We start from the raw sequence: 20,698 nt of genomic DNA on the forward strand, positions 1-20,698 counted from the left end.
CAGCGCCGGTTGTCCCCAGCCGTGCTCACCGACCGCATCAACCGGGCCTTCGTCACGGCCGGGCGCGCGCAACGCGCCGTATGCTCCGTCACCGACCAGTCGGTCCAGCCCCCGTTCTTCCCGAACCCGGCCTTCGACCCGGCGGCGGAGATCGGTCCGGACGGCCGGGCGGAGGGTGAGGCCGGGGATCTGACCGCCCACTTCGAGCCGCGCGGGCGCGGAGTGGAACACGTGCACGACCCGGGCTCGTACTTCACCGGCCGCGCGCATGCCCTCGACGTGGTCCGCACCCGTCTGGCCGGCCCGGGTGGACGCGGGCCGCTGGCCGTCACCGGCGCGCCGGGCTCGGGCAAATCGGCGCTGCTCGGCCGGATCGTGCTCGAAGGCGACACCTCCGGCGGCACACCGCCGATCGACGTGTCGATCAACGCCCGGCATCAGACCATCGACGCGCTGATCGGCCGCCTGGCCGGCGCGGCGGACGTGCGCGCGTCGAGTGTGGACGCGCTGTTGGCGGCGCTGGCGGGTCGGCAGGCGCCGTATCGCGTGGTGGTCGACTCGCTGGACGAGGCGGGCCCGGGCCACGACATCGTCGAGGCGCGCCGGATCGCGTGGGAACTGCTGCGGCCACTGGGCGACGTCCCGTGTGTGCGGTTGGTGGTGGGGTCGCGGCGCGAACTGCTGAGCGACTGGTGCAAGCACGCCCCGATCGTGGATCTGGACGCCGACGCCTACGCGGACGACACGAACGTCGCCGACTACGTCGAGCGCATCCTGGCCGATGGGCGGTCGCCGTACGCGGACACCCCGGACACGGCGCGCGTCATCGCGCGGGCGGTGGCCCGACGGGCGGGACGCTGCTTCCTCGTCGCCCGGATGACGGCGAGCGCGCTGGTCCGGCAGGAGCCGGTGGACGTGACGGCGCCGGGCTGGGCCGACACACTCCCCTCCGACGTCGACGGCGCGTTCCGGGCCTACCTGGAGCGCCTGCCGTCCGCGCGCCGCGCCACGGCACTGACCCTGCTCACGACCCTGGCCTTCGCCGAGGGTCACGGCCTGCCGCGCGCGGGCGTGTGGACGGAGGCGGCGTCCCGGCTGTCGGGCGCGACGGTATGCGAGCGCGACATCGACGAGTTGGTGGACGAGGAAGGCTCCTACCTCACCTCGGTCGACGTGGGCGGCCACCGCTATTTCCGCCTCTACCACCAGGAGTTGACCGACCACCTGCGCGAACGGGCACTGGCCTCCCGGGATTTGGCGGACATCCAGGCGTGCTTCGTTGCGACGCTTCTGGGTCTGACGCCTCGCCTACCCAACGGCACGAGTCCGGACTGGGCGAGGGCGCGCCCCTACGTCCGCTACCACCTGGCCACCCACTCGGCTGCAGCGGGCACCATTGGCGAATTGCTCACCGACCCGGGCTTCGTCCTGGCGGCGGGCACCGCGGACCTGCTGCGCGCGGTACGACGCAGCGTCGGCACGTCGATGCTGCCGCTGGTGATCGAGCGCTGCGCCGAGGTGCTGCGAAACCGGGGCCCGGATCGCGCCGCGCAGTTGGCCTTCGTGGCTCGGGCGATCGGCGAACACAGGTTCGCTGACCGGGCCCTGGCGTTGTCCGCGTCCACTGAGCGGGTGTCGTTGGAAGCCCGATCGGTCACCCCGCATCGGATTGTCGGACACCACAGCGCAGGTGGGTTCTCGGTAAACGTGATCAACATGGGCTGGTGGATCGAGGAGGTGCGGTCACGGGATCGTTCCTTGGTGTTGGCGCTCCCACCGGCCGCGAGTTGCGTACACGTTTGGGTCCCGGACGACCCGGCAGCGGGCGGGATCCTGCCGCATCCGAATCCTGTACGCAGTGCTGCCGCCTTCGTGGACGCACATGGGCGACCCGTGGCGATCACGCTCGATGGCCAGGGGTGTATTCGTATGTGGGATGTTGACGACGCAACATCGACAATATGCCCCCACAATCCCCCATACGAGCGCATTCTCGACGCAGGTGTCCTGAACGACGGAACATGCGTTGTGGCCTGCACGGGATGGGACGGCGTGGATGTTCTGGAGACGACCACCGGGCGGGTGGTCCTACACGTGGAAGACCTCGCGCCCGACGACTCACACCCGATCGCGGGCCGCCTGATCCACACCCCGGGTGCCGGCCTCGGACTGGCCGTCTTCCACACGGCCTCAGGAGTCGTCGCGCTGCACAAGCTGGAGGGCGATCAGGCGGGCACTTACGAAATCCTCGTCGAAGGTGTCATCAGGCTCCTCGATATCGACATCGCCCGAAATTCGGCGGGCGAGACTTTCCTGGCGCTGTTGGAAGGACCGGCCGACATCGCAAGCGGAGTGACCCTGATCCACGTCGGTGGCCGATCGGTGTCGTTCCAACTTCACCTGGGACTCCGCGAATGGTGGGGTGGCTTCGTCCGGATCGACGATGAACCCGCTTATCTCATCGGCGACCCACACCTCATGTGCACGTTGCCACTGTCCGGCGGGCCCCTGCACATCACATCGCTCGACCCGAAGCCCGTATCGTTCCCCACCACATGGAACACAGGTCGCAGTTTCGTCGTCCGGGCTGGCTGGAAGGGCGCCGTGCATGTCGTCGACGCCGCAGACGGCATGCCGGTGGGAGCGCCCCTACTCGGTCACGAAAGCGCCGTATGTGCGCTGCGTGTGCTCTCGTCGTCCCCACTCGACGGCCTGAACATCCTCGCGGTCGGTACCGACGGCACGGTGCGACTGTGGAACTGGTGGCCACCAACAACTACCGACAACGCGCCCATCGCGGGCGTACACACCGAGGACGCCGGTTATGCCCGGCCTCGCATGGCCGAAGCGTGGACGGTGCTGAGGTGGCCCGCGCGACCGAACAAGGTGCTGGTCGCATCCCGTTACGGTGTTCACGCCCTGGATACCGACCTGTTGGAGCATCCGAACGGCTCATGGACAGGCGAAGCGGTCCCGGGCCTGCCCCAACTGGGTAACGGATTTCGGTATGAGGACGACGACGGTGTGCTCAACATCTTCACCGTCGCCAAGACAGCGAATCTCTCGGTCGGTACCGCGTGGCACCGCCTGACCCTCGACGGACGGATCGAAACCACTCGATTTCCCTTTCCGCAACACCGGTCCGACACCGCGACGCTCCATCTGATCCCGCCGTCCGATGCGCACACCCACCCACGTTTGGTCTCCGTCGATCGTGAACGAGCCACGACCGAACTCGCCCTGGCGAGCCACGGTTCGGAAACAGTCCTGCCCTTACCGGGAGCCGACGACCCCAGCCACATCTGGGGCGGCTCGACTGCGGTGGCCACCGCGACCGGGCAGGCTCTGCTGCTCATTGTCCGAGGACGCAAAAATCCGAACATCTCCGACTCTTCGATCGCAACCGAAATCCTCGTCCGCGACGCGGCGCACGGTCACGACATCCCGGATGTCCGTTTCCGAATGCCATTTCCGGTGACACACATGGCGCCGTACCACTCTCGAACCGGAACACGCTACATAGCCTGCGTGGAAGGGCGCCGTCATTGCGCCGTACTCGATCTGCTAGACGGGCACGTGCACCCCGTGACCACCCATCGCGGCTTGCCAAACGAGTGGGCAAGGACTGTGAAGGGCGATTCGGAGCACCACTACATGCGTTGGGTTCGCCTCCCTACATCCGACGCGTTGTTGCTGTGGATGCTCCCCGACCTCCCCGGCAACGAGACCAGTCCCGTTCGCACCTGGTCCTCTGCTCGCCCGGATCGCTCGGGCACGTTCCCCATATCCGTCAGGAACTTCCTCTGGAGCGGCAACTCTCCCAACGGCGAAGCCCTTGTCCTGCTCGCGGACGAACACGGCATCGTCCTTTGCCATCTCCCCGGCGGTACGCCGGTCTGGCAAACGTCCCTCCCTGCCTGGATCAACGACGCCACCGTCCTCGACGACTTCGACATCGCGCTCGCCACCCAGCAGGGGGTCGTCCTGCTCCGGCCCCGGATCTCCCCCGCCTGGCGCCGGCGGCTCGGGCTTGCTCGGGGGTGAGCCGCGCCCACGGGACAACCCGGTTGCCGGGAAAAGCCTGAAGGCGACAGAATTGCGAACCGCAAGCGACAGGCGGCCGGCGGTGCGACAGCGGGGGCACGTGTGATCGAGACAAGCGCGATAATCGGGGTCAGTGCCGTGGCACTGGGGATGGTGCTCACTCCCGGACCCAACATGATGTACGTGACCTCGCGCAGCATCACCCAGGGCCGCCGCGCCGGCATGGTGTCGCTGCTCGGCGTGGCGCTCGGGTTCATGATCTACATGTCGATGGCCAACCTCGGCCTCTCCGCGGTGTTCCTGGTCGTGCCGGAGCTCTACGTCGCGGTCAAGCTGGCCGGTGCCGCCTACCTCGGTTGGCTCGCCTGGCAGGCGCTGCGGCCCGGTGGCGTCTCGGCGTTCTCCCCGCAGGATCTGGCCCCGGACTCCAACCGGCGGCTGTTCACCATGGGACTGCTGACCAACCTGCTGAACCCCAAGGCCGCGATCATGTACCTCTCGCTGATCCCGCAGTTCGTCGACCCGAAGGCCGGGCACGTGCTGCTTCAGGGGTTCGTGCTCGGCACCATCCAGATCCTGATCAGTCTGACGGTGAACGGCGTCCTGGTCCTCGCGGCCGGCTCGATCGCGATCTTCCTGACCAAGCGGCCGTCCTGGCTGCGCATCCAGCGTTACGTCATGGGCACCGTGCTCGGCGGCCTCGCGGTCAAGCTGGCCACCGACCGGAGCCACCCCGCCACGGCCTGACGCGTCGACATCCCGAGGAGCGGAGCGGTATGCGGCTCGACGAGTACGCCCGGTACGACGCGATCGGCCTGCGTGACCTGATCCGGAGCGGCGAGGTCACCGCGGCCGAGGTCGAGCAGGCCGCCCGGGAGGCGATCGAGGTCGCGAACGCCGAGCTGAACGGGCTCGCGCTGCCCGTGTTCGAGCCGGCCCTCGACCGCTCCCCCGATCCGGACGCGCCGTTCGCCGGCGTGCCGTTCCTGATCAAGGACTCCGGACCCGTCGCGGCCGGTGTCCCGTTCTTCCTGGGCAGCCGCGCGGTGCCCGGGGTGGTCATGCCGCACGACAGCGAGCTGATGACCCGCTTCCGGGCCGCCGGTCTCGTCACCCTCGGGCTGACCACCGCACCGGAGATGGCGATCAGCTTCGCGACCGAGTCGGTCAAGTACGGCATCACCCGCAACCCGTGGAACCCGGAGCGCGGCGCCGGCGGCTCCAGCGGCGGCGCGGCGGCCCTGGTCGCCGCCGGAGCGGTCCCGATCGCGCACGCCACCGACGGCGCGGGCTCGATCCGCGTCCCCGCCTCGGCCTGCGGCCTGGTCGGGCTCAAGCCCACCCGGGGGCGCACCCCGTGCGGCCCCGATCTGGGCGAGTCGTTCTTCGGGATCTCGTACAACTTCGCGCTCACCCGTACCGTGCGCGACACCGCGCACCTGCTCGACGCGGTTTCCGGTCCGGCACCGGGCGACAAGTACGGCGCGCCCACCCCGCTGCGGCCCTATGCCGCCGAACCCGGCGCCGACGTACCGCCGTTGCGGATCGGCGTGACCACCCGAGCCTGGTCCGGCGTCGCCGTCGACCCCGAAGCGGCGGGCGCGGCCACGGCGGTCGCCGGGCTGCTGGGCGAACTCGGTCATCGGGTCGACGAGGCGAGCCCGGTGGTCGACTGGGAGAGCGTGCTGGACGGGATGGTGCCGGAGGTGGTGTCGTTCGTCGCCGCCCCGCTGCTCGGCGCGCCCCACCCGCCGGATCCGGCCAAGCTGGAGGCGGTCACCCGGCGGATCCTGCAGGACGTCCACGCGGTGACCGCGCTCGACCTGATCGCCGCGTTCGACGCGCACAACCGGGTGTCCCGTTCGGTCGGGGCGTTCTTCGCCGATCACGACCTGCTGATCACCCCGACCCTGGGGCAACTCCCGGCGCCGCACGGAACATTGGACTTCGACGACCCGAAGCACTCGGTCCGGGGATGGCTGGAGACGATCTTCGCCTACGGCCCGTTCACCGCGCTCTTCAACGTCACCGGCCAGCCCGCGATCAGCCTGCCCCTTGGGCTCGGCGCCGACGGCCTGCCGATCGGCGTGCAACTGGTCGCCCCGTTCGGCCGCGAGGACACCCTCCTTCGGGTCGCCGCGCTGCTCGAACAGGTCCGGCCCTGGCACGACCGCTTCCCGCCGACGTTCGTCGGCGGCCGTTAGCGGTCACTCGCCGTCGGAGACGAACTGCACCGGGATCACTCCGGTGCGCTTCCGGGCCACCTCGCGTGCCTCGCCCGGCAGTTCCTCGACGTCGATCAGCCGGGGCAGCAGGTCGGGCTCGATGGTCAGCGCCCGAAAGCACACCCCGACCGTGAGGTCGTGGTCGGGCCGGGCCACGACCGTGATCGGGTCCCCGGCACGTACCTCACCCGGTTCGAGCACCCGCAAGTAGGTTCCGGGCAGGGCGCGTTGGGTGAATCGGCGGACCCAGCGCCGCTCGTCCAGCCAGTGTGCGAAGGTCGAGCACGGGATGCGCGGGACGGAGACCTCCAACAGCGGACCCGTCGCGCCGCCCACCCGCCAGCGCTCGCCGATCAGGGCCGCCTCCACGTCGAGGTCGGTCGTGGTCAGGTTCTCGCCGAAGCTGCCGTTGGCGAGTTCGCGGCCCAGGTCGGCCGCCCACATGTCCAGGTTCTCCCGGGCATAGGCGTATACCGCCTGGTCGTTGCCGCCGTGGTTCTGTCGGTCGTAGATCTCGTCGCCGACCAGTCCGCTGCCGTGACCGCCGTACTTGGGCCCGGGCGGTCGCACGGCGACCGCGTGGTCGACCGGCCGCTTGTCGATTCCGGTCAGTTCGATCCCGGCCTTCACCGGGTTGGCGCGCGGGTGGGCCAGGTTCACGGAGAGGACGTGAGACATACCGGCAGGCTACCCGCTTGCTTCCGGCGGGCCTCGGCGGGCCGATTCCGCCGTTTTCCCGGGGTGTTCCGGGGGATTCGACCCGGCCGAACCGCGTATCCCGGTCCAGATCGGGGCAAACACCTGTTATCGGCGCCCTCGGGGACGCCGACGCCCGCGTTTCCGGGCATCAGGGAGGGACCACGACATGAGCGCGCTGTCGAAGACCGTGAAGAAGATCCAGGGGTACATCCGCCGCAACCCGCGCCAGGTCGAGCAGGGCAAGCGGCACCTGCGCGACCGACTCACCCGCCGTCGCGGCGGCAGCGGCCCCGGCAACCCCCCGACCACCTCGGCCTGACCCGCCGAGCCGGGGCGAACGCGTCGGTCCGCACCCGCGCACCGCTCGCGAACGCCCCGGGCGGTCACCCCTTCCGCATCCGGCCGGCGACCGCCTCGCGGCCCCCTCCGCGACACCGACCGGTCGACCGCTCAACCGATCAGCGTCGCCTTCGCCCGTACCACGCAGAACTCGTTGCCCTCCGGGTCGGCGAGCACCGTCCACGACTCGGTGCCGGTCTGTCCGACGTCGACGCGGCGGGCACCGAGCGCGAGCACCCGCTCGATCTCCGCGTCCCGCTCGCCGGGGCCGGCACCGGGGGTCAGATCGAGGTGCAGTCGGTTCTTGACCGTCTTCACGTCCGTCACCGGCATGAAGCAGATGCCGACGGGGGCTCCGGGCTCGGTGCCGATCACCACCTCGCGCTCGCGCTCGGACAGCACCTGCCAGCCCAACACTTCGGCCCAGAAGCGCGCGAGTCCCGGCAGATCGTGTGCGTCGATGACGATGTGATGCAAGGAAATGGCCATGCGCGCCATTGTGCGCGCGGCGGCTGCCCGGACCAACGGGGTTTCGGAGCGGTACGACACCACCGCGTCGCCACGCGCTCTCGCGGTCCCCGCCCACCGGCCGGCCCCACCCGACGGATCGTCGATCAGCCGTGGTCGACGACCACGTTGCCCACGAAGCCGCCCTTGCCGTAGTAGCGCAGCGCCTCCGGGATCTCGTCGAAGCCGAACTCGCGGTGGATCGTCGGCCGCACCCGCCACGCGTCCACCGCGCGGTTCATCGTCTCGAACGCCGCCCGGCTGCCCACCGCGAGCGGACGCAGCACCGCGCCCGCGTTGAAGAAGTCGGTCGGGGACGGCGTGCGACCAGGGGCGTCCGTGCCCAACCAGTGCCCGACGAAGGCGATCTCGCCGCCGAGCGCGGTCGCCGCGAGCGACTGGGACAGGTCCCCCACGACGTCGACGACCCGGTCCACCCCGCGCCCGCCGGTACGCCGCCGCACCTCCTCACCCCACCGCAGGTGCTGCCGGTGGTCGACCACCTCGTCGGCCCCGAGCGCCCGCAGTCGCTCCGCCTTGTCCGGACCGGAGGTGGTGGCGATCACCCGGGCGCCGGACCGCTTGGCGAACCGCACCGCGAACAACGACACGTTCCCGGTGCCGAGGGTGAGCACGGTCTCCCCCGGCACCGGCGCCCGGCCACCGGTCAGCGCGTTCCACGCCGTCACCGCGGTCAGCGGGAGGGCGGCGGCCTCGGTGAAGGACAGGTGCGCGGGGATGTGCACCAGCGCCCGCTCGTCCGCGAGCGCGAACTCGGTGAACAGGCCGTCGCGCGAACTGCCCAGCTGGGCCGCGTGGTCCAGGCCGAACGGCCCGTCGATCCAGTCGGGGAAGACGGTGGCGGCGACCCGGTCCCCCGGCGCCACCCGGGTCACCCCGGCGCCGACCGCGACCACCTCGCCGACCCCGGCGCAGCCCGGGACGACGTCCGGCAGCACGGGCAGCGGATAGTCGCCGGCCAGGACGAGCAGCTCGCGCAGGCTGATCGAGGTGGCCCGGACCCGGACCAGCACCCGACCCGGACCCGGCGCGGGCTCGTCGTGTTCGCGCACGGTGAGTCCGTCGATGCCGGCGCCCGGCCGCAGGTGGTAGCTCTTCATGGTGGTGCCTCTTCCGCGTGGCGACGATGGTGCGACGACCCGATGTGTCCGGCCCGCCGCTCGGCGGGCCGTGGTGACGATCCTCCGAGCGACCCGCCCGACAGGACAATTCCCGCAAGGGAATTGCCCGCGGTGCTCGCACCTGCCTAGAACTGCCCCATGAGCACGATCACCCACGGCCTGGAATTCCCCGCCGAACTGCGACGCCGGCGTCTCGCACGGCGGCTCAGCCAGTTGGAGCTCGCCGCCCGCGCGGGAACCTCCCAGCGGCACCTGAGCTTCATCGAGAGCGGTCGGTCCCGGCCCGGCCGGACCATGATCATCCGGCTCGCCGAATCCCTCGAACTGTCCCTGCGCGAGCGCAACGCGCTGTTGCACACCGCCGGCTTCGCGCCGGTGTTCCCCGAGTCCGACTGGGACGCCCCGATGATGCGGCCGGTCCAGGAGGCACTGGGCGCGGTGATCGAGGGCCATCTGCCCTATCCGGCGATGGTGTTGCGTCCGTACGGGCAGATCGTGGCGGCGAACGCGGCGATCGACGTGCTCACCGACGGCGCGGCCCCGGAACTGCTCGGGCAGCCGATGAACATGTTGCGGCTGATGCTGCATCCGCAGGGCATGGCGCCGCGCGTGGAGAACCTGGCCACGTGGGGCCATCACGTGCTGGAGAACATGCGGGCCCGGGCGCTGCGCAGCCCCGATCCGCTGCTCGACACGTTCATCGAGGAGTTGCGCGGCTACGTCCCGAGCCCGGAACCGGGTCCCGACCACCTCGGCTTCGCGGTACCGCTGCGGCTGTGGGACACGGCGAGCGGGGTCGAGTTGCGCCTGCTCACCACGCTCACCTCGTTCGCGACGGCGACCGACGTCACCGTGTCCGAACTCCACCTCGAGGCGTTCCTGCCCGCCGACGAGGCGACCGCGACCGCCCTGCGCCGTCGCGCCGCCGAACGCGCGTGAGCCCGCGCGGGCCGGCCGCCCCGAAAACGTACGAAACCGCCGTGCCGCCCCGGATTCGGGACGGCACGGCGGTGGTGTACCCGGGCACGCGGACCCGGGTCAGAAGTCCTCGTCGAAGGAGACCGATCCGGTGACCGCGACCTGGTAGGCCGACACCCGCCGCTCGAAGAAGTTCGACAACTCCTGGACGTCCTGGAGTTCCATGAAGCCGAACGGGTTCGCCGAGCCGTACACCGGCGCCATGCCCAGCTGGGCGAGCCGCCGGTCGGCGACGTGCTCGAGGTAGGAGCGCATGTCGGCGACGGTCATCCCGGACACCCCGCCCTGGAGCAGGTCCTCGGCGAACGCCGTCTCCGCGTCCACCGCCTCCGCCAGCATCCGCCGTACGTCCTCGGCGAGTTCGTCGTCGAACAGGTCGGGCTCCTCGGCCCGCACCGTCTCGACCACGGAGAACGCGAAGTCCATGTGCGCGGACTCGTCGCGGAAGACCCAGTTGGTCCCCGAGGCGAGGCCGTTGAGCAGCCCGCGCGAGCGCAGGAAGTACACGTAGGCGAAGGCGCCGTAGAAGAACAGCCCCTCGATGCACGCCGCGAAACAGATCAGGTTGAGCAGGAACTGCCGCCGGTCGTCCCGCGATTCGAGCCGGTCCAGGCCCATCGCCGAGTCGATCCAACGGAAGCAGAACTCCGCCTTGCGCCGGATCGACGGGATGTGCTCGACCGCGGCGAACGCCTGCTCGCGCTCCTCGTGGTCGGGCATGTAGGTGTCGAGCAGCGTCAGGTAGAACTGCACATGGACGGCCTCTTCGAAGAGCTGCCGCGACAGATACAGCCGCCCTTCGGGCGAGTTGATGTGCCGGTACAGGTTCAGCACCAGGTTGTTCGCCACGATCGTGTCGCCGGTCGCGAAGAACGCGACCAGGCGCTGCACGAGGTGCCGCTCCGCCGGGCTGAGCCGGTCCAGGTCGGCGAGGTCGCTGTGCAGGTCGACCTCTTCGACCGTCCAGGTGTTGCGGATCGCCGCGCGGTACTTCTCGTAGAAGTCCGGGTACCGCATCGGGCGCAGCGTGAGGTTCATTCCGGGGTCGAGCAGGCTCACGTGCACGCCTCACATGCTTCGGGGTTCTCCAGCGAGCAGGCGATGACCTCGAGGTCGGAGATCTCCTCGACCGGCGCGGCGGACGCCTGCGCGGGCACGGTCGCCTGCTGGATGCGCGTCGCGGGGCGCGAGCGCAGGTAGTACGTGGTCTTCAAACCGGTGGACCACGCGTAGCGGTACATCGAGGAAAGCTTGCCGATGGTCGGGTCGGCCATGAACAGGTTCAGCGACTGCGACTGGTCGATGTACGGCGAGCGGGCCGCCGCCAGGTCGATCAGCGCGCGCTGCGGCAGTTCCCAAGCGGTGCGGTACAACTCCCGCACGTCGTCCGGGAGTTCGGCGATGCCCTGAACCGAGCCCTCGGCGCGCTTGATCCGGTCGCGCACCTCGGGGGTCCACAGGCCGCGGGCCTTGAGCTCGCGCACCAGGTAGCCGTTGATCTGCAGGAACTCGCCGGAGAGCGTCTCGCGCTTGAACAGGTTGGACACCTGCGGCTCGATGCACTCGTAGGCGCCCGCGATGGAGGCGATGGTCGCGGTCGGCGCGATCGCCACGAGCAGCGAGTTGCGCAGCCCGTGCTCGGCCACGCGGGTGCGCAGCGCGTCCCAGCGCTTGGTCTGCGTCGGGTACACGCCCTCCCACAGGTCCGGCTGGAGCCGGCCGCGCGCGGCGTGCGTCTCGGCGTAGGCCGGGTGCGGGCCGTGTACCTCGGCGAGCGCCGAGGAGGTCTCGAGCGCGGTGAGGTAGATCTCCTCGGAGATCAGCGTGGACAACTCGCGCGCCTCGGCCGAGTCGAACGGCAGGCCGAGCGTGAAGAACACGTCCTGCAGGCCCATCAGCCCCAGGCCCACCGGGCGCCAGCGCGGGTTGGACGCGGCGGCCTGGTCGGTCGGGTAGTAGTTGATGTCGATCACGCGGTCGAGGAAGATCACCGCGGTGCGCACCGTGGCGCGCAGCTTGTCCCAGTCCACGCCCTCGCCGGCGACCACGTGCGCGCCGAGGTTGACCGAGCCGAGGTTGCACACGGCGGTCTCGCCGTCGCTGGTGACCTCCAGGATCTCGGTGCACAGGTTGGACAGGTGCACCACGTTGCCCGGCTCGGCGGCCTGGTTGCAGGTCCGGTTGGCGGCGTCCTTGAAGGTCATCCAGCCGTTGCCGGTCTGCGCGAGCGTGCGCATCATCCGGGCGTACAGGTCGCGCGCGGGCATCTGCCGGACGAACCGGCCGTCCCGCTCGGCGGCTTCGTACACCTTGTCGAACTCGGGGCCCCACAGGTCGGGCAGCTCGGGCAGCTCGTTCGGGTCGAACAGCGACCAGACGCCGTCCTCCTCGACGCGGCGCATGAACAGGTCCGGCACCCAGTTGGCCAGGTTGAGGTTGTGCGCGCGACGCGCGTCCTCGCCGGTGTTCTCCCGCAGTTCGAGGAACTCCAGGATGTCGGGGTGCCAGGTCTCCAGGTACACGCAGGCCGCGCCCTTGCGCCGGCCGCCCTGGTTGACCGCGGCCACCGACGAGTCGAGGGTCTTCAGCCACGGCACGATGCCGTTGGAGTGCCCGTTGGTGCCCCGGATCAGCGAGCCGCGCGAGCGCACCCGCGACCAGGCCACGCCGATGCCGCCGGCGAACTTCGACAGCCGGGCGATCCGCCCGTACATGTCGTAGATCGACTCCAGCTCGTCCTTGGGCGAGTCGAGCAGGTAGCACGAGGACATCTGGGTGTGCACGGTGCCCGAGTTGAACAGCGTCGGCGAGCTGGGCAGGTAGGCCAGCGAGGACATCAACCGGTAGAAGCCGATCGCCTCGCCCGGCTCCCTGGACAGACCGCACGCCACGCGCAGCAGGAAGTGCTGCGGGGTCTCGACCACCTTGCGCGAGACGGGGTGGCGCAGCAGGTAGCGGTCGTAGACGGTGCGCAGACCGAAGTACTCGAAGCGGCGGTCGCCGTCGGCGTCGACGGCGGCGTCCAGCTCGGCGGCGTGCGCGGCGACGAACGCCGCGGTCTCCGCGCCGATGACGCCCTCGCGCCGGCCGAGCGCGATGCCGGCGCTGAAGGAGGTGACGCCTGCCTCGGCGGCCTCGTCGGCGATCCGGCCGGCCAGCAGGCGCGCGGCGAGCCGCGAGTAGGCGGGCTCCTCCGCGATCAGCTCGGCGGCGGTGCGCACGGCCAGGTCGGCCGCCGCGCCGCGGTCCGCACCCTCGTTCAGACCCGCGACGACCCGGCGGACGACCCGATCCGGATCGACCTCCGGCAGATCGCGCGCCTGGGTGCGCACCAGGGTGGCAAGGCGGTCCTCGGGGCTCTCGTCGACCCGCATCCGGGTCGCGCCCACGCTGTCCACAACGGTCACGTGCTCTCTCCTCGCGAGCTCGTACGTACAGGTGACCCCACGCCCGAAGGCGCGGGCAGCCGGCAGGTATTCGGACTCGCGGGCATGCCGGGGCACCGCCGGGCACGGCGTGTGCCCGGTGGTCCGCGGAGTGCCTAAGGGTCGTCGCTTCCCGTACGCCCTTCGGCGTCCGGCGCTCCATGACGACTTTCGTTCCCGCTCACCGCTGCGGGGGCAGTTCCGGCCTCGCACCGGATTCCCTCTTGCCTCGCCTTCCCGGAAACTTTCGGTCGGGCGAACCAGCTGCGTCGCAGAGCATATATGTAGTGGCGGGGTGGTCGTCGCACCCCCAGGTGTTGTGTCACGTCCTGATTCCCGGCGTGTCACGGTTCGCCGGAGACGTGCCCTGGTGGTACGGCCGGCGAACAATGCGACGCGCGTCGAGCGCGCCGAACACCCGCTCCCCCGGCGGACGTCCGGGCCCACCGGGCCCGCGCGGGCCGCGCGAGGCGGGATCGGGGGCGGCGGGAGCGCGGCGGGACCGGACCGGACCGACGGTGGATCGCGCGTCGGCCGGTGCGCCGATCGGTCGGCGAATTCCTTCCTCGCCGGGCGTGTCGGGGGGCGCGTGACAAGAAGCACATCGTGTCGCGGGCGGTGCCGATCCGCGCCGCGCGGCCGGCTCACGGGCGACGCGTGCGCGGGCTCGGTCCGGGCGGGCGGGCGTGCCGGGGCGGGCTGCCCTGCGGTCGATCCGTCGGCCGGGGTACCTCCCGGCCCGAGTCGCGCCATTCGGCGACCAGCGCCTCGTACACGGGGGTCTCGAACGTCTCGGTGGGCCACGGCCCGAACGGTGCCCGCAGGATCTTCATGCCGATCCAACCGCACGAGTGGGCGCGAAGTAACCACCAACCGAGTGATGCCACTCGGTCGATTGACGGCCCACCTCCGGGTCGGGCCGCCCGCGCCGACGCCGGGTCGCCGACGGGTCGCCGCCGCACGGGGCGAGCGGCCCCGACGGCCCGTGCGGGTCGAAGACCACGACGCCTCGGCCGGCCGAGGCGCCCGACTCGGGTTCGGCGTTCTACTCGGCCGTTCCCGGTCGCGGGTAGGCCGCGGCGCGAAGGTCGGTGAAGGCTTCGGCGAGGGCCGCGGCCGTCCAGTGGGCGTTCAGGCCGCTGGGGTTGGGAAGTACCCAGATTCCGGTGTCGTCGATCGTCTCCGACTGGCGGCCGACCACCGCCTTGGGGCGGCCGAAGCCGGTCCGGTACGCGCCGATGCCCAGCACCGCCAACCAGGCCGGTCGGTACCGACGCACCTTCGCGGTGAGCGCCAGGCCGCCGGCCCGGTACTCCTCCTTCGTCAACTCGTCGGCGCGCGCGGTGGTTCGGGCCACCACGTTGGTGATGCCGAGGCCGAGCGCGGTCAACTCGCGCTGCGCGGCGGGCTCGATCAGGCGCGGGGTGAACCCCGAGGCGTACAGGGCCGGCCAGAACCGGTTGCCGGGACGGGCGAAGTGCCGCCCGGTGGCGCCCGACCAGAGCCCGGGGTTGATCCCGCAGAACAACACCCGCAGGTTCGGCGCGATCACGTCCGGGATGCTCCGACCGTGTGCGGCGGCCAACTCGTCGGCGGTGGGGTTGCGTCCGGGCGGGATCGGCAGCACGATCGGCGCGGCGGCATCGGTCCTCGCGCCCGCGTTGCCCGCGCCCGCCTTGCCCGCGCCGGCCCCGGCCGCCCGCGCCCGGTCCGTCCCCGCCTCGTCCCCGCGGCTCACGGCGCCTCCGCGATCAGCGCCGTCCCCACCGAGCGGAAGCCGATCCGGTCGTATATCCGCGCGACGTCCTCGTCCCCCGCGCTCAGGAACACCGTCTCGCTCCCGTCCGCCAGCGCGTGCCGGGCCAACTCCCAGGTCACCGCCGCCGCGAGGCCGCTGCGCCGGGCCGCCGGGAGGGTGGCCACGCCGACGATCTCGGTCGTGTCGTGCAGGTGCTGGTAGCTGCCCACACACAGCGGCCCGGCCGGGCTGTACGCCGCGAACATCACCGTCTCGCCGCTGCGCAACCGCTCGTTGAGGTAGGACAGCAGGCTCGGATCCTGGCCCAGCGCGGCGGTGTCCCGCTCGGCCGGCCCGTCGGAGCCGGGCGCGGTCCCGGGGTTGGCGAAGCCGACCGCCGCGACGCTGTGCACGATCGCCAGGTCGGTGGCGTCCGCGCGGATCTGCCGCAGTGTCACCAGGTCCGGCAGGCCCGGGCGGTCGACCGGGTGCTCGTCCGGGTCGAGCACCATCAGCGGATGCTCGTGTACATGCAGTTCGGCCTCGATCGCGGCCGCCCGCAGCGCGGGGGTGGTCTCGTGGACCCATTCGAACGTCTCGGGCACTTTCAACTCTCTCTGCCGCGCCCGCACCGCGCGCACGTCCGCGACGGTGGGCTCGGCGAGGCCGCCGAGCGTGGGTCGGGCATAGTAGGGCCACCCTTCGCCCTCCCGGACGAACAGCGTCAGCGCGCCGATCGCCTCGGCGCGGGTGAACCGGCGGGGCACCGCGTCGTAGAAGATCTCCAGATGCGCGCGCAGTTCCGCGGCGGACTTCGGCATGCGGGTCAGTGTGGCACGCCCGTCGGCACCGGTTCGGCCCGGTGTCCGAAGCCCGCCTGCACCCCGAAGCCCGCCTTCAACCGGCCCAGGAGTTCGGACAGTCGCTCGGCGTCCTCGTCCGGCCAGTCGGCCAGCCGCTCGGCGATCACCGCGAGCCGGCTCTCGGTGGCGCGGTCGACCACGGCGCGCCCCTCCGGGGTGAGCCCGAGCAGCACCGACCGGCCGTCGCGCGGGTCCGGGCGGCGGGCCACCCAGCCGTGTTCGACCAGGTGCGCGAGGTGTCGGCTGACCACCGACATGTCCAGGTCGAGGAGTTCGGCCACACGTCCGGCGCGCAGCGGTTCGGCGCTGCGGCCGAGGACGAACAGGACCGCGGAGCCGGGCGGCAGACTGCCGGGCGGGACGGCCTTGGCGAGGCCGCGGTGTACGCCGACGATGCCTTCGAGCTCGGCGAGCAGGTGCCGACAGGCTTCCCTGGTGGCCATGGCGGCTCGCTCCTTCCTGTGCGCGGGCGGTCGTACGCCCGCGCCGCGGCGATTTTCGTTGCCTGTCACAACCATAGAAGAAATTAGTTGCATTCGACAACTTCTCCGTTCGGCGAACCCGGCGCATCCATCCGGCGCCCGGGTACGGTATGCGGCGTTCCCGCAGCCGACGGAGGGCCCGCCGTGTCCGGATCGCCCGCTCGTCGCGTGTTCGACGCGCACCTGCACATCGTCGACCCGCGTTTCCCGCTCGTCGCCGACCACGGATACCTGCCGCCGACCTTCACCGCGGTCGACTACCTGGCCCGCGCCGTCCCGCTCGGCGTGACCGGCGGCGCGGTGGTGTCCGGCTCCTTCCAGGGCTTCGACCAGACCTACCTCCTCGACGCACTGGCCCGACTCGGCCCCGCCTTCGTCGGGGTGACCCGACTGCCGCCCGAGGTGTCCGACCGGCAAATCACCGAACTGGACGCGGCCGGCGTGCGGGCGATCCGGTTCAACGTCCGGCGTGGCGGCTCGGCGACGCTCGAGCACCTGGACCGACTCGCCCGCCGGGTCCACGAGATCGCCGGGTGGCATGCCGAGCTGTACCTCGACGCCCGCGATCTGCCCGACCTGCTGCCGGTGTTGACCGCGCTGCCGAGGGTGGGCATCGACCACCTCGGCCTGTCCCGGGAGGGCCTGCCGCATCTGCTGCGTCTGGTCGAACACGGCGCCCGGGTCAAGGCCACCGGCTTCGGCCGGGTCGACGCGGACGTAGCCGCGACGCTGCGCGCCGTCGCCGCCGTCGACCCTCGGGCCCTGCTCGCCGGCACCGACCTGCCCTCGACCCGCGCGCCCCGCCCGTTCCGGGACACCGATCTCGACCTGATCGCCGACTCGGTCGGGCCGGACCTGGCCGCCGCCGTCCTGTACGACAACGCGCACGCCCTCTACCGCCCGCGCGGCTAGCGGATCCCGGTGGGCCCCTCACTCCCGGGCCGCGAGCGCCCGGACCGTGTCCATGTCGTCCGCCTCCGCGGCCGTCTTGTCCTCCCGGTAGCGCAACACCCGCGCGAAGCGCAGTGCGAGGCCGCCCGGATACCGGGTGCTGGTCTGCAATCCGTCGAAGGCGATCTCCACGACGAGTTCGGGTCGCACCCACACGGTCCAGTCGTCCCGGCGCACCTCGAGTTCCCGCAACCGCTCGGTCTGCCACGCGAGCAGTTCGTCGGTGAGCCCCTTGAACGTCTTGCCGAGTATCACGAACCCGTCCCCGCCCGGATCCCGCGCGCCCAGGTGCAGATTGCTCAGCGTGCCGCGCCGGCGGCCGTGGCCCCACTCGGCGGCCAGCACCACCAGGTCGAGGGTGTGCCGCGGCTTGACCTTGACCCAGCCCGCGCCGCGCCGACCCGCCGTGTACGGGGTGTCCAGGGACTTCACCACCACCCCCTCGTGCCCGCGTCCGACCGCGTCGACGAAGAACGCCTCCGCCGCCGCCGCGTCCCCGGTGACCAGCCGGGGCACCAGGAGTTCGGGCGGCGCCAGGTTCGCGAGCGCGGCCCAGCGGTCCGCGCCGGGGCGGTCGATCAGGTCCTCGCCGTCCACGTGCAACACGTCGAACAGGTACACCGTCAGCGGCGTCCCGGCCCGCAGCCTCCCGGCGTCGCGGGTCCCGGTCCGGGAGGCGGTGATCTGGAACGGGTGCGGCCGAGCGTCCGGGCGCAGCGCGATCGCCTCGCCGTCGAACACCGCGGTACGCACCGGCAACGCCCGTACCGCCTCCACCAGTTCGGGCACGCGCGGGGTGATGTCGTCCAGGCTGCGGGTGAACACCGCGACACGATCGCCGTCGCGGTGGATCTGCGCCCGGATGCCGTCGATCTTCCACTCCAACGCGACCTCGGCGGTCGGATCCTCGGCCCGCAGCCTGGCCAGCGCGCCGGCCACGTCCGGCGCGGCGGCGGCGAGCATCGGGCGCACCGGGCGGCCGACGTCGAGGGTGAGCGCGTCGAGCGCGGCCCGGCCGCCGCGCAGCGCGGCGGCGGCCACCGGTCCGGCGGCACCGCGCAACATCAGCGCCCGCCGGACCGCGGCGGCCGGGACCTCGGCCGCGCGGGCGATCGCGTCCGCCATCACCCCGTCCAGTGCGCCCTGGCGTACCTCACCGACCAACAGCCCGATCAGGAAGCGTTGTTCGACCGCGGTCGCGCGGGCGAACAGCGCGTCGAGCGCGGCCCGGCGGGCGGCCTGCGAGCCGGTGCCGGTGGTGGCCCCGATCGCGGCCAGCGCGGCGTCCACCTCCAGGAGGGTCAACGACGGCTCGGCGGCCGGCGGCGGCACGGCACGCAGCATGGCGGGCCCCACACCGATCTGCCGCTGGGTGAGCGTCCCCGCGAGATAGGCGACCACCACGGTCGCCTCGGCCGGATCCGCCCGCCGCAGGCAGCCGGCCACCAGCTCCGCCTTCGCGGTCCGCCCGGACTCCTCCGCGACCTCCCCGGACACGACGGCCACCTCACGAAACGACAGCGACCCCACGCCCACCACTCCTCCCGACGACTCCCCCCACCATGACCGCCGAGACCACGTTTCAATCCCCGGCCCCGGGTCGCCTGCCCGACGGGCGACCGAAGGCGAGGTGGCGCCGCCCGGCCGCCACCTCGCCGCGACGGGGCCGGCACCGTGCGACGCGACTCGACCCCCACAGCGGGGACGCGGCATCGACACGGCTCGACCGCCGACACGAGCGCGGCCCGAGAACCCCGGAGGCCGGACGCCGAACGGGCCGGGGCATGCGGGGGATTGCCCCGCATGCCCCGGCCCGTTCGGCGACAGGTCCGATTCCGCCTAGAGGATCGCGCCCGGGCGGTACTTCGCCGCCTCCGGGTGCTTCTCCGCGACCGCCTCCACCCGGCGGACCACCTCGGCCACCTGGGCCGCCGCGGCGCCGGTGAACGAGAGCCGGTCGGCGAGCAGCGTGTCGAGCGCGGCGCGGTCCAGCGGCAGCCGCTCGTCGGCGGCCAGGCGGTCGAGCAGTTCGTTGCGCTCGACGCCCTCCCGCAGCGCCAGCGCCGAGGCGACCGCGTGCTCCTTGATCACCTCGTGCCCGGCCTCGCGCCCCACCCCGCCGCGGATCGCGGCCATCAGCACCTTGGTCGTGGCCAGGAACGGCAGGTAGCGGTCGAGTTCGCGCGCGACCACCGCCGGGAACGCGCCGAACTCCTCCAGCACGGTCAGGAACGTCTCGACCAGCCCGTCGAACGCGAAGAACGCGTCCGGCAGCGCCACCCGCCGCACCACCGAGCAGGACACGTCGCCCTCGTTCCACTGGTCGCCCGCCAACTCGCCGACCATCGACGCGTAGCCGCGCAGGATCACCGTGAAGCCGTTGACCCGCTCGCACGAACGCGTGTTCATCTTGTGCGGCATCGCGGACGACCCGACCTGGCCGGGCTGGAAGCCCTCGGTGACCAGCTCGTGCCCGGCCATCAGCCGGATCGTCTTGGCCAACGACGACGGCGCGGCGGCCAGCTGGACCAGCGCGGTCACCACGTCGTAGTCGAGCGAGCGCGGGTAGACCTGACCGACCGAGACGAACGCGTGCTCGAAGCCCAGGTGCGCCGCGACCCGCCCCTCCAGCTCGGCCAGCCTGTCCTCGTCGCCGCCGAGCAGGTCGAGCATGTCCTGCGCGGTGCCGACCGGGCCCTTGATCCCACGCAGCGGGTAGCGGGCGATCAGGTCCTCGAGGCGGTGGTAGGCCACCAGCAGCTCGTCGGTCGCCGACGCGAACCGCTTGCCCAGCGTGGTCGCCTGCGCGGCGACGTTGTGCGAGCGGCCGGCCATGACCAGCTCGGCGTGTTGCGCGGACAGCTCGGCCAGCCGTACCAGCAGCGCCACCACCCGGTCGCGGACCAGTTCGAGCGACGAGCGGATCTGCAACTGCTCGACGTTCTCGGTCAGATCGCGCGAGGTCATGCCCTTGTGCACGTGCTCGTGGCCGGCGAGGGCGTTGAACTCCTCGATCCGGGCCTTGACGTCGTGCCGGGTGACCCGCTCGCGCTCGGCGATCGAGGCCAGGTCGACCTGCTCCACCACCCGCTCGTAGTCGGCGACCGCGCCCTCGGGCACGTCGATGCCCAGGTCGGCCTGGGCACGCAGCACCGCGAGCCACAGGCGGCGCTCGAGCACCACCTTGTACTCGGGGGACCACAGCGTGGCCAGCGCCGGGGAGGCGTAGCGGTTGGCCAGAACGTTCGGAATGCGGGGCTTGCGCACAGGCTGGGACGTCACGACCGGGGAGTTTACCGAGCCGC

The 20,698-nt window shown here is 71.7% G+C and carries 17 protein-coding genes and 1 riboswitch; of the genes, 6 read left to right on the top strand and 11 right to left on the bottom strand.

Annotation, left to right across the window (positions count from 1 at the left end; translation table 11 throughout):
- The first annotated feature begins 21 nt into the window (after positions 1-21).
- The 3 genes from EMA17_RS31375 (at position 22) to EMA17_RS31385 (ending at position 6,248) form a co-directional block, all read left to right on the top strand.
- The gene (locus EMA17_RS31375; protein ID WP_246127021.1) at positions 22-4,044 is read left to right on the top strand and encodes a hypothetical protein; all 4,023 of its coding nucleotides are present in this window, start codon (positions 22-24) and stop codon (positions 4,042-4,044) included.
- Between the two features lie 150 nt (positions 4,045-4,194).
- Positions 4,195-4,791: a LysE family translocator gene (locus EMA17_RS31380; protein WP_126640704.1), complete on the top strand. Its 597-nt coding sequence runs from the start codon at positions 4,195-4,197 to the stop codon at positions 4,789-4,791.
- A gap of 29 nt (positions 4,792-4,820) precedes the next feature.
- Positions 4,821-6,248 carry an amidase gene (locus EMA17_RS31385; RefSeq protein ID WP_126640549.1) on the top strand — a complete coding sequence of 476 codons (1,428 nt, stop codon included), beginning with the start codon at positions 4,821-4,823 and terminating at the stop codon, positions 6,246-6,248.
- A 3-nt stretch (positions 6,249-6,251) separates the two neighbouring features.
- Here the strand turns inward: EMA17_RS31385 and EMA17_RS31390 are convergent, their stop codons facing one another.
- On the bottom strand, positions 6,252-6,947 hold the full coding sequence (locus tag EMA17_RS31390; protein ID WP_126640550.1) for an MOSC domain-containing protein: 696 nt from the start codon (positions 6,945-6,947) through the stop codon (positions 6,252-6,254).
- Between the two features lie 187 nt (positions 6,948-7,134).
- On the opposite strand from EMA17_RS31390, the gene EMA17_RS52040 reads away from it, so the two are divergent.
- Positions 7,135-7,287 carry a hypothetical protein gene (locus tag EMA17_RS52040; protein WP_160161632.1) on the top strand — a complete coding sequence of 51 codons (153 nt, stop codon included), beginning with the start codon at positions 7,135-7,137 and terminating at the stop codon, positions 7,285-7,287.
- A gap of 131 nt (positions 7,288-7,418) precedes the next feature.
- Here EMA17_RS52040 and EMA17_RS31395 read toward each other — a convergent pair whose 3' ends face one another.
- Together EMA17_RS31395 and EMA17_RS31400 are read right to left on the bottom strand one after the other, a co-directional pair.
- Positions 7,419-7,796 (bottom strand): VOC family protein, encoded by a 378-nt coding sequence (locus tag EMA17_RS31395; RefSeq protein WP_126640551.1) that lies wholly within the window; start codon positions 7,794-7,796, stop codon positions 7,419-7,421.
- 125 nt (positions 7,797-7,921) lie between these two features.
- Positions 7,922-8,935: a zinc-dependent alcohol dehydrogenase family protein gene (locus EMA17_RS31400; RefSeq protein WP_126640552.1), complete on the bottom strand. Its 1,014-nt coding sequence runs from the start codon at positions 8,933-8,935 to the stop codon at positions 7,922-7,924.
- A 159-nt stretch (positions 8,936-9,094) separates the two neighbouring features.
- Between EMA17_RS31400 and EMA17_RS31405 the strand changes: the two genes are divergently transcribed.
- Positions 9,095-9,895 (top strand): helix-turn-helix domain-containing protein, encoded by an 801-nt coding sequence (locus tag EMA17_RS31405; protein WP_126640553.1) that lies wholly within the window; start codon positions 9,095-9,097, stop codon positions 9,893-9,895.
- A gap of 99 nt (positions 9,896-9,994) precedes the next feature.
- On the opposite strand, the gene EMA17_RS31410 is transcribed toward EMA17_RS31405, so the two are convergent.
- From EMA17_RS31410 to EMA17_RS31435, 6 genes are all read right to left on the bottom strand, one after another.
- Positions 9,995-10,972, bottom strand: coding sequence for a ribonucleotide-diphosphate reductase subunit beta (locus EMA17_RS31410; protein WP_126640706.1), 978 nt, complete (start codon positions 10,970-10,972; stop codon positions 9,995-9,997).
- A gap of 17 nt (positions 10,973-10,989) precedes the next feature.
- Complete coding sequence (locus tag EMA17_RS31415) at positions 10,990-13,308, bottom strand: ribonucleoside-diphosphate reductase subunit alpha (RefSeq protein ID WP_246127037.1); 2,319 nt, start codon at positions 13,306-13,308, stop codon at positions 10,990-10,992.
- Positions 13,309-13,385: 77 nt separating this feature from the next.
- A riboswitch (cobalamin riboswitch) is annotated at positions 13,386-13,640 on the bottom strand.
- Between the two features lie 363 nt (positions 13,641-14,003).
- A complete protein-coding gene (locus EMA17_RS31420; protein WP_126640554.1) occupies positions 14,004-14,192 on the bottom strand; it encodes a hypothetical protein in 189 nt (62 codons plus the stop codon).
- Positions 14,193-14,404: 212 nt separating this feature from the next.
- On the bottom strand, positions 14,405-14,977 hold the full coding sequence (mug, locus tag EMA17_RS31425) for a G/U mismatch-specific DNA glycosylase (RefSeq protein WP_170222283.1): 573 nt from the start codon (positions 14,975-14,977) through the stop codon (positions 14,405-14,407).
- A gap of 116 nt (positions 14,978-15,093) precedes the next feature.
- Positions 15,094-15,918, bottom strand: coding sequence for a GNAT family N-acetyltransferase (locus EMA17_RS31430; protein WP_126640555.1), 825 nt, complete (start codon positions 15,916-15,918; stop codon positions 15,094-15,096).
- Between the two features lie 5 nt (positions 15,919-15,923).
- Positions 15,924-16,403: a MarR family winged helix-turn-helix transcriptional regulator gene (locus EMA17_RS31435; protein WP_126640556.1), complete on the bottom strand. Its 480-nt coding sequence runs from the start codon at positions 16,401-16,403 to the stop codon at positions 15,924-15,926.
- A gap of 183 nt (positions 16,404-16,586) precedes the next feature.
- Here EMA17_RS31435 and EMA17_RS31440 point away from each other — a divergent pair, with 183 nt between their 5' ends.
- A complete protein-coding gene (locus EMA17_RS31440) occupies positions 16,587-17,354 on the top strand; it encodes an amidohydrolase family protein (RefSeq protein ID WP_126640557.1) in 768 nt (255 codons plus the stop codon).
- Between the two features lie 18 nt (positions 17,355-17,372).
- Here the strand turns inward: EMA17_RS31440 and EMA17_RS31445 are convergent, their stop codons facing one another.
- Together EMA17_RS31445 and purB are read right to left on the bottom strand one after the other, a co-directional pair.
- Positions 17,373-18,914: an ATP-dependent DNA ligase gene (locus EMA17_RS31445; RefSeq protein WP_170222284.1), complete on the bottom strand. Its 1,542-nt coding sequence runs from the start codon at positions 18,912-18,914 to the stop codon at positions 17,373-17,375.
- Between the two features lie 318 nt (positions 18,915-19,232).
- Positions 19,233-20,675 carry an adenylosuccinate lyase gene (gene purB, locus EMA17_RS31450; RefSeq protein ID WP_126640559.1) on the bottom strand — a complete coding sequence of 481 codons (1,443 nt, stop codon included), beginning with the start codon at positions 20,673-20,675 and terminating at the stop codon, positions 19,233-19,235.
- Positions 20,676-20,698: the final 23 nt, after the last annotated feature.

Source organism: Embleya hyalina, from assembly GCF_003967355.1.
In the GTDB taxonomy this organism is placed as follows: domain Bacteria; phylum Actinomycetota; class Actinomycetes; order Streptomycetales; family Streptomycetaceae; genus Embleya; species Embleya hyalina.

Excerpts from the sequence above, each read along its gene's own strand:
- EMA17_RS31400 (WP_126640552.1), bottom strand. The coding sequence starts at position 8,935 with ATGAAGAGCTACCACCTGCGGCCGGGCGCCGGCATCGACGGACTCACC.
- EMA17_RS52040 (WP_160161632.1), top strand. The coding sequence starts at position 7,135 with ATGAGCGCGCTGTCGAAGACCGTGAAGAAGATCCAGGGGTACATCCGC.
- EMA17_RS31395 (WP_126640551.1), bottom strand. The coding sequence starts at position 7,796 with ATGGCCATTTCCTTGCATCACATCGTCATCGACGCACACGATCTGCCG.
- EMA17_RS31435 (WP_126640556.1), bottom strand. The coding sequence starts at position 16,403 with ATGGCCACCAGGGAAGCCTGTCGGCACCTGCTCGCCGAGCTCGAAGGC.
- EMA17_RS31430 (WP_126640555.1), bottom strand. The coding sequence starts at position 15,918 with ATGCCGAAGTCCGCCGCGGAACTGCGCGCGCATCTGGAGATCTTCTAC.
- EMA17_RS31410 (WP_126640706.1), bottom strand. The coding sequence starts at position 10,972 with ATGAACCTCACGCTGCGCCCGATGCGGTACCCGGACTTCTACGAGAAG.
- EMA17_RS31415 (WP_246127037.1), bottom strand. The coding sequence starts at position 13,308 with ATGCGGGTCGACGAGAGCCCCGAGGACCGCCTTGCCACCCTGGTGCGC.
- EMA17_RS31420 (WP_126640554.1), bottom strand. The coding sequence starts at position 14,192 with ATGAAGATCCTGCGGGCACCGTTCGGGCCGTGGCCCACCGAGACGTTC.
- EMA17_RS31380 (WP_126640704.1), top strand. The coding sequence starts at position 4,195 with ATGGTGCTCACTCCCGGACCCAACATGATGTACGTGACCTCGCGCAGC.
- EMA17_RS31385 (WP_126640549.1), top strand. The coding sequence starts at position 4,821 with ATGCGGCTCGACGAGTACGCCCGGTACGACGCGATCGGCCTGCGTGAC.
- EMA17_RS31405 (WP_126640553.1), top strand. The coding sequence starts at position 9,095 with ATGAGCACGATCACCCACGGCCTGGAATTCCCCGCCGAACTGCGACGC.
- EMA17_RS31390 (WP_126640550.1), bottom strand. The coding sequence starts at position 6,947 with ATGTCTCACGTCCTCTCCGTGAACCTGGCCCACCCGCGCGCCAACCCG.